Annotated in this window: 8 protein-coding genes and 1 pseudogene; 1 reads left to right on the top strand and 8 read right to left on the bottom strand. The window is 60.9% G+C overall.

All coding sequences use genetic code 11. The annotated features are described in order from the left end of the window. Position 1: 1 nt before the first annotated feature. Positions 2-1,120 (top strand): mandelate racemase/muconate lactonizing enzyme family protein, encoded by a 1,119-nt coding sequence (locus tag ACEXP3_RS21180; protein ID WP_377299147.1) that lies wholly within the window; start codon positions 2-4, stop codon positions 1,118-1,120. Positions 1,121-1,276: 156 nt separating this feature from the next. Here ACEXP3_RS21180 and ACEXP3_RS21175 read toward each other — a convergent pair whose 3' ends face one another. From ACEXP3_RS21175 to ACEXP3_RS21140, 8 genes and pseudogenes are all read right to left on the bottom strand, one after another. Then, the gene (locus tag ACEXP3_RS21175) at positions 1,277-2,167 is read right to left on the bottom strand and encodes a dihydrodipicolinate synthase family protein (RefSeq protein ID WP_377299146.1); all 891 of its coding nucleotides are present in this window, start codon (positions 2,165-2,167) and stop codon (positions 1,277-1,279) included. 26 nt (positions 2,168-2,193) lie between these two features. Further along, a pseudogene (locus ACEXP3_RS21170) lies at positions 2,194-3,798 on the bottom strand (dipeptide ABC transporter ATP-binding protein). Positions 3,799-4,055: 257 nt separating this feature from the next. Next, on the bottom strand, positions 4,056-5,126 hold the full coding sequence (locus tag ACEXP3_RS21165) for a cytochrome P450 (protein ID WP_377299145.1): 1,071 nt from the start codon (positions 5,124-5,126) through the stop codon (positions 4,056-4,058). 159 nt (positions 5,127-5,285) lie between these two features. Further along, a complete protein-coding gene (locus ACEXP3_RS21160) occupies positions 5,286-6,488 on the bottom strand; it encodes a cytochrome P450 (protein WP_377299144.1) in 1,203 nt (400 codons plus the stop codon). Between the two features lie 177 nt (positions 6,489-6,665). After that, positions 6,666-8,219, bottom strand: coding sequence for a GMC family oxidoreductase (locus ACEXP3_RS21155; protein ID WP_377299143.1), 1,554 nt, complete (start codon positions 8,217-8,219; stop codon positions 6,666-6,668). Positions 8,220-8,522: 303 nt separating this feature from the next. After that, complete coding sequence (locus tag ACEXP3_RS21150) at positions 8,523-11,054, bottom strand: two-component system VirA-like sensor kinase (RefSeq protein ID WP_377299142.1); 2,532 nt, start codon at positions 11,052-11,054, stop codon at positions 8,523-8,525. Then, a complete protein-coding gene (locus tag ACEXP3_RS21145; RefSeq protein ID WP_377299141.1) occupies positions 11,011-11,496 on the bottom strand; it encodes a cytochrome-c peroxidase in 486 nt (161 codons plus the stop codon). Before ACEXP3_RS21145 ends, ACEXP3_RS21150 begins: the two co-directional genes overlap by 44 nt. Then, entirely contained in the window at positions 11,493-12,056 is a 564-nt protein-coding gene (locus tag ACEXP3_RS21140) for a cytochrome-c peroxidase (protein ID WP_377299140.1), read from the bottom strand. The genes ACEXP3_RS21145 and ACEXP3_RS21140 overlap by 4 nt, the downstream gene beginning before the upstream one ends. Positions 12,057-12,357 lie beyond the last annotated feature (301 nt).

Here is a 12,357-nt window from a genome sequence, read left to right as displayed (position 1 = left end):
CATGAAGATTGCAAAGGTTGAACCGTTCATTCTGCACCTGCCGCTGACGGCAGACAGCATTTCCGATTCCACCCACAGCATCACCCATTGGGGTGTGGTGGGTGCAAAGATCACCACGACCGACGGGCTGGAGGGCTATGGCTTTACCGGAACGCATGCCCATCTGGCGTCCGACCGGCTGATCACGGCCTGCATTCGCGATTGCTACGCGCCGCTGCTCATCGGCGAAGATGCGGGCGACCATCAGCGCCTGTGGACGAAGCTCGCGCGCCATCCGGCCCTGCAATGGGTCGGACGAGCCGGCATCACCCAGCTGGCGCTTGCTGCCGTCGATGTCGCGCTATGGGATCTGGCGGCAAAGAAGGCCGGCGTGCCGCTCTGGTCGCTGCTTGGCGGCGCCCGCACCGAAAAACTCGAAGCCTACAATACCGATATCGGCTGGCTGTCATTTTCGAGGGAAACGCTTGTCGCCGGCTCCGCGCGTGCCGTCGAGGAAGAAGGCTTCACACGCATCAAGATCAAGGTGGGGCATGATGATCCGAACATCGATATCGCCCGTCTCGAAGCCGTGCGCGACCGTGTTGGCAGCGCCGTGCGCATCGCCATCGATGCCAATGGAAAATGGGACCTGCCCACCTGCCAGCGCTTTTGTGCCCGGGCGCTGGACCTCGACATCTACTGGTTCGAAGAACCGATGTGGTATGACGATATTGCAAGCCATGCCGCACTTGCCCGAGCGACATCTATCCCGGTTGCACTCGGCGAGCAGCTTTATACGGTCGATGCCTTCCGCAGCTTCATCAATGCGGGGGCCGTACATTACGTCCAGCCGGATGTCACCCGCCTTGCCGGCATCACCGAATATATCCAGGTGGCAGACCTTGCGCTCGCAAACCGCCTGCCCGTCGTGCCGCATGCCGGCGAAATGAGCCAGGTGCATGTTCACCTCAGCTACTGGCACCCGGCGTCAACGATCCTCGAATATATCCCCTGGATCAAGGATCATTTCCACGAACCGGCGAGCGTGGAGGGCGGCGTCTTCCGCAGGCCGCAGCAACCGGGCGCCAGCACCACACCGCTCGCACAGGCCTTCGAGCGCCACGGCCAATCGCTCGGATAGCTGGCCGCATCGTAAGCGGGAGCGTGAAGCGTCACACGGCCGCCTCCCGCTCCTGCCTCGGGGTCAGTTCACCTTCATCGGTTGACCGGACGATGTGGGATCACGACGCCAAGCACCTTTTTTGCGGAAGGGATAAGCCCCTGACACGGAAGGATATCAGCTGCTGGCAGCAACGCCGAAGCGATCAAGCATACCCACAATCTTCCGATCTTGTTCCAGATCAGGAAGCAGGGCCGGCTGTCGGCTTGCGCCAACAGAAGCATCCTGCAGGAAGAGTGCGCGTTTTACCATGGCGGGGGCGAAACCGAGCGCGTAAAGATCGGTACGGAAAGCCGTGAAAATCGCCTGCTGCCGCTCGGCTTCAGCAATGTCTCCGTCGTTGTAGCCTTTCAAAATGCCGGCCAGAATATCCGGAAGGGCATTGCCGAGGCCGGAGATACAGCCGGCTGCACCATTCTGCAATGCCCAAAGCACCAGATGGTCGGAGCCGGAATAGACATCGAAGCCGGGCATGTCACGGGCCACGGCGAGATAGGCTTCCAGTGTTTCCTTCGCGCCGCCTGAATCCTTGATGCCTGCAATATGGCCATGGGCGGCGAGCGTACGGGCCGTTTCAGGCTCGATGTGGTTCTGCGTGCGCGGGGGGATATCGTAGAGATAGATCGGGGTGTCGACCGCATCGGCAACGTTCGAGAAGTGCCGGATGAGACCATCCTGGGTGCAGGCGATGAAGAAGGGCGTAATGACGGCAATAGCTGTCACGCCGATCCGGTCGAATTCCTTCGCCAGCTTGATCGTCTCGAAGGTCGCAGGCATGCCGGCATTGGCGATGACGTCCACCTTGCCATCGACCTCTGCGACAACGACCTCTGCCAGCTTCACCTTCTCCTCGAAGGTGAGCGCGGTGAAATCACCGTTGGCACCGGCGCACATGATATTGTTGCCGGCTGCCACCTGACGGCGGATCTGCGCGCGCGTGGCGTCAAAGTTGATCGTCTCGTCCTCGTTGAAGCAGGTCACGAGTGCGACAAAGGCCTTTTTCGACATGATGGAGTTCTCCGAAAATTTCTGATTTACAAGGCGCTGCTAAGGCGAGCGGCTCGGTTCTGCGCCTGCACATCGGGATCGGGGTCAAGCCCGGCGGCGAGCAGGGCCTGGGTATAGGCTTGCTTCGGGGTCTCGAAGATCTCGCGCACGGTTCCAAGCTCCACCACATCCCCTTCTGCATGACCATGACATGGTCGGCAAAATCGCGTACGACAGGCAGGTCGTAGGCGATGAAGATGAAGGCGATACCCATCTCCCGCCGCAGCTTGTCGAGGAGCGCGATGACCTGTGCCTGGACCGAGACGTCGAGGGCGGAAACCGCCTCGTCGCAGATGATCAGTTGCGGTTCGAGCGCCAGAGCCCGGGCAATGGCGATGCGCTGGCGCTGACCACCGGAAAACTGATGCGGATAACGGCCCATATGCTCCGGTCCGAGCCCGACCTGCGTGAGGAGTTCGGCAACGCGGGCCCGCCATTTGGCCTTAGGGAGAATATCGGGATGGATGACCCAGGCTTCGGAGATGAGCTGGTAGACGGTCATGCGCGGATTGAGCGATTGGGTCGGATCCTGAAAGACCATCTGAAGATCGCGGCGCAGCTTGTAGAGTTCGGCAGGCAATAAAGTAAACAGGTCCCTGCGCTTCCAAAGCGCAGAGCCGGAATCCGGTTCGTCGAGACGCAGCAGGATACGGGCGAGCGTCGATTTGCCCGACCACTGCCATGGTCTCGCCGGCCATGAGATCGAAGGAGACACCCTTCAGCGCCTGGAAGGCGCTGAAGGTCTTGCGCACCTCGCGCACGCTGAGCACCGGCTCGGCATGGGAGAGCGGCGAATGCATCTCGCCCTTTCCGGGTGCAGCGGCAATCAGCTTCTTCGTATAGGGGTGCTGGGGGTTCTTGTAGACCGCCCGCACCGTGCCCTGCTCCACCAGCGCGCCCTTTTCCATCACCACCACCCGGTCGGCGATCTCGGAGACGACGCCAAGGTCGTGGGTGATGATCAGCACGGCCATGCCGGTTTCCTGCTGCAACTCCTTGAGCAGCGCCAGCACCTCGGCCTGCACGGTGACGTCGAGTGCCGTCGTCGGTTCGTCCGCGATCAGCAGGTCCGGCCGGAGTGCCAGTGCCATGGCGATCATGACGCGCTGGCGTTGGCCGCCGGAAAATTCGTGCGGATATTTGTCGAGCGCGGTCTTCGGATTGGGAATGCCGACGCGGTCGACCAGGCGCAGGGCTTCTGCCTGCGCCTTCGCGTCATTGGTGCCATGTGCCGTCAGCGCCTCGCGGATCTGCCAACCCACCGTATAGACCGGATTGAGATGGCTGAGCGGATCCTGGAAGATCATCGCCACGCCCCGGCCATTGACCTTGCGTCGCTCAGCCATCGGCATCTTCAGCAGGTCGGCGCCGTCGAGCAGGATTTCGCCAGAGGTAATGCGCCCGGGCGGCATATCGATGAGGTTCATGATGGCGGAGGAAGAGACGGACTTGCCGGAGCCGCTTTCGCCGAGAATCGCCAATGTCTCGCCGCGATCGAGATGATAGGAGATGTCGCGCACCGCCTTGACCACGCCGTTGGCCGTGTGGAATTCGACGGAGAGGTTGCGGATCTCAAGCAAATGGTCAGCCATTCTTGCGGCCCTTCATTTCCAGCCGCCAGCGCTGCACCGGATCGAGCGCGATACGAAGCCAGTTCGATAAGAGATTGAGCGACATGGCGCCGACAGCGTCGGTGCAGCCCCTCTAGCGCCACCGGATAACAAGGTCGTCCACCTGGCGGATGCCTGCATGGCCGTGGATACGCAGGTGCTCTTCCCCCATATCGAGGTCAAGATCCGCATTGAGGAGTGCCGTAAGGGCCTCCTCCATCTCAATCCGTGCCAGCGCTTCAACCCAAGCACCTGTGTTCTCCGCCGCCGAAAACGGGGTGCCATTTGCCCAGTGGCCGCGTGAGGTTGAACTGATCAGGATCGATGAAGACGGCAGGATCTCGAAGACCGGACATCGTCGACAACAGGACCGGGCTACCCCTTGGGATGACATGGCCGTCGAGATTGATGTCTTCGATCGCCAGGCGCGGGATCGATGCGACGGGCGGCTCGAACCGCAATGCTTCCGCCACGGCAGCCGCCACCATGGCCGGTCGATAGCGCAACGCCCGCCATAAACAGTCTTGCCGCTCCAGAAGCAGTCCAACCATGATGGCGATGGCCGCCCGCGTTGTATCGGAGCCGCCCAGCACGACCGAGGCGATCTGCATGACAGCCTCGACGGGCGACATCTCGGCCGCCTGATCGACGCTTGCAACATAGTCCGACAGAAAGTCGCCCCTTGGCCGCTTGCGGCGATCATCGATCAGCCCTGCCACATAGGAGGAGAGATCGCGTGTGGCCGCTTCGATATCGGGCAGGTCCTCCTGCGTCCACGAGGTGGTGAGGATCTTCGATACCCTGTAGGCCATGGAGGTGAAGAGGGGAATATCATCGCGCGGAATGCCGAGGATCGCAGCAATGGTCGCGGCAGGGATCACGGCCGCATATTCATCGCGCAGGCGCATCTCTCCGGCGCCACGCTTTGAGGCAACAAGCTCCTCGGCCAGAATTCGGACATTCGGGCGCAATCCCTCCATCATCCGAAAGGCAAAGCTGCGGGAAAGCGGGCGCCGGCGACGGTGGTGGGCGTCACCGTTCGAAAACAGCAGGCTATTGGACACCAACTCCAAGACCGGGCCGCTCGCGATACCCCTTGCCCTCAAAAGCTCCGTCTCGATCTGCCGTGTGCGGGGATCGCTCACGAGTTTTTCGACATCATGCGCGCGCAGCACGAGGAAGGCACCGTCCTCCCGTTGCACAAAGGGAAAAACAGGCCGCAATTCCTTGTAGAATTCGTGCGGCGCCGAATTGAGAGCGGCAAAGCTTAGAACGGGCGGGGCGGCGGTGATCGGGGACGATAGCGACATCGGGAATGCAGGCCTCTTTTGTTGACTGCCCCGTTCTCGGCCATCCGCAATGCCTAATGTTTTCAGGACCGGGCATTGTGGTTTCAGCTGTAGGACAAGACGCGATTTCGGCAGGATTTTTTCACCGGATTGCAGGAGCGGTGCAGCGGATCGCTCGTTTTAAGGTTGCCAACTGACCCGGCACTCCGTCGTCTTGCGCACGAACATGTGCCCCTGAAAGTCTGGCCTCCCCTCAAGCCGAAGGTTTGGCAGTCGTTCGACAAGCGCAGAAGGCCCCTCCTCCAGTTCAGCCCGCCCCAGAGCATCGGCAACACATCTGTGTGCCCCGCCCCCGAAGGCCAGCCGTGCCAGTTTCAGGTTGGACCGCGAAATGTCGAATGCATGAGGCCGCTCGAAAACGCGCTCGTCCCGCAGGGCGGACATAAACGACAGCAGCACCAGTTGCCCGGCCGGCAAGACCCAACCGTCGATCTCGATGTCTTCGACGGACACCCGCACGACACCCGCTATCCCCGGCTCAAAGCGCAGGCCCTCTGCAACAGCATTCGGCACCAGCGTGAGGTCTTCGCAGACAGCTTGCCATTGCTCCGGCTCCGATAGCAGGTGAACGGCTTGCGCAACGAGCCCGGTTCGCACGGACTCCGTGCCTCCAATGATCAGCTGGACGATCTGGACAAGCAGTTCCAGTCTCGTCACGTCATCCTCCTGCGAAAGCCGGATATACCGGGACAGGAAACCCTCTGACGGATTATTCTCGGCAGCCTGGACGAGGTCCTCGAGATAGTTCCGCAGCCGACGTGCCGCCTGCTCGGCATCGGCGACGGCCTGCTCAGTCGGATGCGGTCGAAAGAACTCGTCCATGGCGTGGATATCCTGCATGAACGTCGGCACGTCCGGCTCGGGAACACCAAGAAGGCCGGCAAGGGCAAGGATCGGCAGCTTTGCCGCATAGTCGGCGGCAAGATCGAGAGTCGCGCCGTCCCGATAAGCATCGATCAAGGCGGCCGCCGAGCGTCGGACATGCTGTCGAAACTCTTCCGACACCTGCTGTGCAAGCGCTCGCGACAGCCCCGAACGCCGGCGGGCGTGCGCATCGGCATTGGCAGTCAGCATGCCCTGTTCGAAGATGTCGAACAGCGCGCCCTCGCTCATTCCGGCCTGGGCGGGTATGGCCGTTCCCGTGGCCTGCAATCTCGGGTCCAGCAGAAGACGGCTGACATCCTCATGCCGCAGGATGACGTAGCCGCCGGTATCGAGCGCAACAAAGGGATAGGCCGGGCGGTATCTGGCAAAGGTGCCATGAACGTCCGTTTCCAGATCGGATGACGCAACGACAGGAACGGTGTGGAGAGTGTCCAGCATGATGTGTGTCTGCCTTTTCAGAAACGCGAGATCGATCAAGGCCTGGATGTCAGGACGGCGAGCACCCAACGGGCAGGGCTTGCGGGAAGGCCCCAGGCAGCGAAACCTCGAATGAGGCGAATGACGTGTCGGCGCGCGCACACGCGCCGACCTGCAATGGTCTCAAAGCTGCGGGCCTTACAGCTCGTGCTGGGTGCGGATGAGATCGGCCGCCCTTTCGCCGATGACCACGCATGGCGCCATGATGTTGCCGGTCATGATCCGCGGCATGACGGAGGCATCCGCGATGCGCAGGCCCTTGATGCCGTAGACCTTCAACTGGTGGTCAACCACCGACATGCTGTCGCGGCCCATTTTGGCCGTGCAGGACTGGTGCCAATAGGTGACCGCCGACCGGCGGATAAAGTCGACAAGGCCTTTCCGGTCGCGCGCGCCTGGCGCTGTCTCGCCCGTCACCAGCGGCTGAAAGGCGGCGCCATTTCCGAGTTCCCGGCAGAGTTCGACAGCAGCTATCGCCGCGGCCATGTCTTCCGGTTCGCTCAAGCAATTGGGTTCGATCAGCATCGGATCATTGACGCCGGCACCGGAGAGCCGCAGCCAGCCGCGACTTTTCGGCTGTGCCAGCCCCGCAAACATGGTCCAGCCATGGTCGGGGGTTTCCAATCCCGTTTCCGCCGGAGACGGAACGGGGAATTCCAGCTGGCACTGCAGCAGATCCGGCTGCGTCAGGCGGGAATCGCTCTTCCAGTAGAGCGTCGCCTCGCATCCGCCACCGCCGACACCCTCGGGCTTGCGATAGGCCCAGGTGCATCCGAACGCGATATGGTCCTGATGATTTTGCCCCACGCCCGGAAGCGCCTGAACAACCAGGATACCATGGGCGGTCAGCTGATCCCGTGGTCCGATACCGGATTGCATCAGGACCTTGGGCGTGTTGACAGCGCCCAGCGACAATATCGTTTCGTAATGCGCCCTGAAGCGCCGGCGCTGGCCGTTCACGACAGCCTCCACACCAACCACTCTCTTGCCGTCGAACAGCAGGTGCGACACCAGTGCCCCGGTCATGATGGTCAGGTTTTTCTTGGCCGAGTGCGGCGCGACATAGGACTGGTAGACGGATTGACGCTTGCCGTCCCGGATACGCAGCTCCGCAATCGACGCGCCGCCCTCGCTCTCCATCATCGCGCCGTTCGGCGTATCGTAGACGGGAATTCCGAGCGCCTCGGCAGACTGCAGCAGGGCATGGGCAACCGGCTGCGGGGCTTCGGGTTGCGCGACGAAGGCAGGGCCTCCAGTGCCACGACGAACCGGATCGGGCGCCCCGCGCCAGTCTTCGATGCGGCGGTAATAGCCAAGGGCGGCTTCATAACCCCAGGCGTCGTCGCCGGCTTCGGCGGCGAAGTAATCCCAGTCGGCCTTATGGCCTCTCGACCAGACCATAACATTGATGCTCGACCCGCCGCCGAGCCCCTTGCCCATGCTCAAGGGAAGCTGGCGCCCCTCAAGGCCGGGCGTCGGCTGGCCGACAAAGCCCCAATCTCGGGACGAGCCGAGATTAAGCGGCCACTGCGCAGGATCGCGCACGCTGTCGGCACGATCATCGCCGCCCGCTTCCAGAAGCAGGACCTTCGGGCCGCCGCATTCGGCAAGGCGTGCAGCAACGACCGAGCCACTGGATCCGGCGCCGCACACGATAAAATCAAAGGCCTCGGGCTCATGGACCGAGGGCATTTCGTCTTCGCAGTTCTCTGGTTCTTGCGCAGTGGGGAGCATTGGAGATCACCTCGTTGACCAATATGTCGTGTAATCCTGCCTACCGCTTCAACTTTCATTTTTCAATGTTTTTATCAAATTTATCACTTTTCATTTGTAACTTGAGCGTGAGGCGCCTGTGATGCGCGCACCGGCAGCGCCCGGGCGGACGCTTCATCCGCAGCACCGGGCAGGAGTTTTTAAGGGACGAAAGGGTTGCCTCAGTCAGACGCGGTCGGCTTGCGGCTGTCCGCCCAGCGACTGGACAACCTGGAATAAAACTCAGGCACTCTCCACGACACGCGCCAGCGTGTCGAAAATTGCATTCGCCAGCGCCGCTGAACTGAACGGCGTTCGCAACACCCGCGCCTGCGAAGGCTGAAACCTCGGGCGCAGTTGAGACGTCCGGTCCGTCAGAAGGAGGATTTTCCCGCAGCCGAATGCCGTCTCCACGACAGTCAGTTCGGCTGCGGATGTAAGGCACGTCTGGTTGAGGATCACCATGTCGGCTTCAATCCCCGAGCCCAGCAATTCCGCAAGGCATCCAATGCTCCGACAGCCGATAGGCTCGTAGCCAAGTGCCGCTGTCTTTTCCTCGTAGAGATCGCGCAGGGTCTTGTCGTTCTCGACGATCATGATGCATTCGCCGTTGCCCAGCGGCACTGCGCGTTCGTTGAAGAAACTGTCGATCGACAAGGGTGCGAGATCGGTCGCCGGAAGGAAAAGTTCGAACGTGGTTCCCCCTCCCGGCGTGGCTGCGACATGGATGCCGCCGCACAAGGACGAGACGATGCCGTGAACCGCCGACAGGCCCAGGCCCGATCCGCCGGACTGGGAATTCGTGGTGAAGAACGGCTCGAAGGTGTGGGGCATGACATGCGGCGCAATGCCGGGCCCTTCATCGGCGACCGAGAGGCGCACGTAGGATCCAGGTGCAATATCGCCATGCGTAAGAAGCCGCCTGCGCTGCAGCTGGACGGGATGGACATCGATGGTGACCGTTTTTCCCCGTTCCGAAGCCTGACTGGCATTTTTGCACAGGTTCATCACCAACTGGTGCACCTCGACCGGATTGCCCTCGATGACGACCGGCTCTTTGCACAGCGTGGAATGAATGACCACATGGTTTCCGAGTGTGACCTGCAACAGCGGGAGGATGTCGGCAACGGCATCAGCGACATCGAACGGCTTGACGATGCGTTCGCGCTTGCGGCTGAAGGTCAGGATCTGGTCGACGATCTGCTTGGCCCGTGCACCGCTCTTCAGGATTTCCTCGACATAATGGCGCGTCGGCGATGACTTTCGAAGCAATTGGACCGCCATTTCGCCATAACCGAGGATCGCCCCGAGGACGTTGTTGAATTCGTGCGCGATACCACCGGCAAGAGTTCCAATAGCCTCAAGGCGTTGGGCATGCTCCAGCCGATGTTCAAGCCCCTGCTTTTCCTGCCGGCTTCTATCGGCATCGATAAATTCCATGAATGTCTTCAGCGTGGAGTGAAACAACTGCCTCTCGTCGAGGGTCAACCGGGGCTGCCCCGGCTTGAACAGAAAGATGAGAGCGGCGACGTCCTTGTCCGCCAGCCTGGCGCCGACCAGCAGGCTGGGAGACATGCCATCGGGTTGCATCATATGACAGAGCCGGATCACCGGACAGCAGCCCGACCTGTTGTGCAGGCGGATCGATGGCATCTCGCCGCCATGATCCAGATCCTGGGCAAATGCCATCAGGTGCTGGTGTGTTCGTGGCCCATCGTCAAACTGATACGCATCCTTCACCTCCGCGCGATCAGGATCATAAACGACGTAGCTGCTGCCGCGGGCGCCGAAGAAGCAGGCCATGGTGTGCAGGGCCTTGCCAATGAAAATCGGAAAATTCTCGTGCACGGATTGGGTGAGATCCGCCTTGATGTCTGCCACGACCTGCTCGTAATGCAGCTCCCGCTTCAATTGTCGCGTCTGTTCGCGAAGGCGATAGATCAGGATGCAGATATAAAGCAAAAGCAGGGCCGCCGTGATACCGAGTACGATGCGGCTGACATGGGCAAGGGAGGCAGCATCCGCTGCAATTCTCAGATATTCCGTCTGCAACTCACCGGCCCGGATCGGCGTCGCTGACGCCTGAATGGCCGCAATTTGAGCATCGACCCGCGGCATGACGGCCAGGATCATCTTCGCATGCACGATGACCGTGGCGAAATTCTCAAACCGCGGCGCTGGCGCGCCGTACCGTTGAAGCTGTGCGAGCTTGTCGTTGATCCGGTGCTTGAGATCCTCATTGTGGCTGGTCGAAAACCGCATCATCATGTTGCTGAGGTCGCCCATCTGCGCCAGCACCTCGGCCACACCCTGATCCTCGACTTCGTTGAGCGATGTCAGTGTCTGGCCAAAGACCCCGAGCGAGTTCTGCAGCAGCGCATTGCGTGTCTTGAAGCCTTCCACCAGCATCTCGTCGCGATCGATATCCTGCGTGAGACCTGAGACGAGGCTGTTGAGCTTTTCTTCGGCGCCGAACTGGGTGCCACCGAACAGGTCCCGCAAGCCATTGACGGCCCGGCGCAGATTGACGACCGACGTAACGAGGCCGTCATAGGACGGCAACAGCCCTGCCCTTGCCCTCAGCACGTCCCGCTGCAAGGCGGCGTGGTTCACATCAACCGCCCGCAGGTTCATCATGATGGCTTCGTGGACGGATCTGTCGGGATGCTTGCCCGCGGCGACCAATGCCACCACGATGACCGTGATGATCAGGATCGAAAGCGGAAGAGTTTCACCGAGCCGGTTCGGTGACAACCGTCGAAAGACGTTTCCCATCATATTCCCCGGTCAGACTTTTCAGGAAGGCTTCGAGATCGGCAATATCGTTCTGAGAGAGCTGACGGCCGAGCTGGCTTCTGCCCATCACCGCAATCGCTTCGCCAAGCGTCGCAACGCTTCCGTCATGAAAATAGGGCGCTGTCACTTCGACATTGCGCAGGCTGGGGACGCGAAAAATATCCGCGCCCTCATCCGGCATCGACAGCCGCCGGTCGAGATCGGATGGCGGCTGCACAAGCTTGGCGTCGGGAGGGCCGAACACCCCGAAGATCTGGAACATGTTGCCACCGACATTCGCCCCCTGGTGGCAGGAGACACACCCATAATCCTCGAACAGTTTGAGACCGCGCCGGGCGTCCGCAGCAAGCGCGCCCTGATCACCGGTCAGGAAGCGGTCGAAGGGGGCATTCGGTGTTGCAAGCGACATCTGGAATGTCACCAGCGCATCCAGAACATTGTCCCGACTGGGCAATGCTCCATATCGCTGGCGGGTGCGGACAGATAAGTCTCGTCCTGCGTCAGGCGGGACAGCACAGTGCTCCAGTCCGCAGCCATCAGGTTCGGATCAGCCAGCACCGCTTCGTTCTGGACCCTAAGCGAGGTAAAACGTCCCCGCCATCCCGGTCGATAATTGGTGCCGACATTGAAAATGGTGGGGGCATTGAAGGCGTGGACCTTGCCTTTATAGCCGATGGTTCTCGGCACCCGAACCGTTCCTCCCGTCTTCAGGTTGTGGCAGGTGCTGCAGGACAGCCTGCCTTCGCCCGATAAAACCGGATCGTGGAAAAGCCGCTCGCCAAGCAGGACCTTGCCGGGTTCGAGGCTGGCCGGTGGCGGCAACGGCGACAAGGCGCTCGGCTGAACTGCGGTTTCAGGCAAGTGCTCACCTGTCACCGGTGCGGGGTCAGCAAGAGAGACACTTCCCGAAGCAGCCAGAGCCGACGCGGCAAGAGTGAGACAATAGCAAATCGCTGCGACGGCGCATTGCCTCTTGCTCATGAGACGCTCTCCGAAAGCCTGTTGCCGGTATGAATGGGTGCGATCACAGATCTAGGATCAATCGCATGATTGCATTTTATATCATAAATATCATATTTATCAATTAATTATGTGCTTCATTCACAGGCGCCGGGATCACGGGGCAAAATGGCAGGCACGCTGCCCATTTCGATCCGCGACCCTTGGCAACCGCGAGGCAAGTTCACCCGGGAAGACGGACACGGTGATCTGAACCCTTCAAACTGGACCATTTTTGGCTAGAGTTTTCCGGTGCATTTTCCTGGCTGGGAAAGGAACGGAA

The organism is Neorhizobium fuzhouense (assembly GCF_042611105.1).
GTDB classification, from domain to species: Bacteria; Pseudomonadota; Alphaproteobacteria; order Rhizobiales; family Rhizobiaceae; genus Neorhizobium; species Neorhizobium galegae_A.
The sequence above is the reverse complement of the archived record's forward strand: the minus strand, read 5'-3'. Positions and strand labels throughout refer to the sequence as shown.

Bases quoted from the DNA above. Each gene is read 5' to 3' on its own strand.
- ACEXP3_RS21180 (WP_377299147.1), top strand. From the start codon at position 2: ATGAAGATTGCAAAGGTTGAACCGTTCATTCTGCACCTGCCGCTGACG.
- ACEXP3_RS21175 (WP_377299146.1), bottom strand. From the start codon at position 2,167: ATGTCGAAAAAGGCCTTTGTCGCACTCGTGACCTGCTTCAACGAGGAC.
- ACEXP3_RS21165 (WP_377299145.1), bottom strand. From the start codon at position 5,126: ATGTCGCTATCGTCCCCGATCACCGCCGCCCCGCCCGTTCTAAGCTTT.
- ACEXP3_RS21160 (WP_377299144.1), bottom strand. From the start codon at position 6,488: ATGCTGGACACTCTCCACACCGTTCCTGTCGTTGCGTCATCCGATCTG.
- ACEXP3_RS21155 (WP_377299143.1), bottom strand. From the start codon at position 8,219: ATGCCCTCGGTCCATGAGCCCGAGGCCTTTGATTTTATCGTGTGCGGC.
- ACEXP3_RS21150 (WP_377299142.1), bottom strand. From the start codon at position 11,054: ATGGGAAACGTCTTTCGACGGTTGTCACCGAACCGGCTCGGTGAAACT.
- ACEXP3_RS21140 (WP_377299140.1), bottom strand. From the start codon at position 12,056: ATGAGCAAGAGGCAATGCGCCGTCGCAGCGATTTGCTATTGTCTCACT.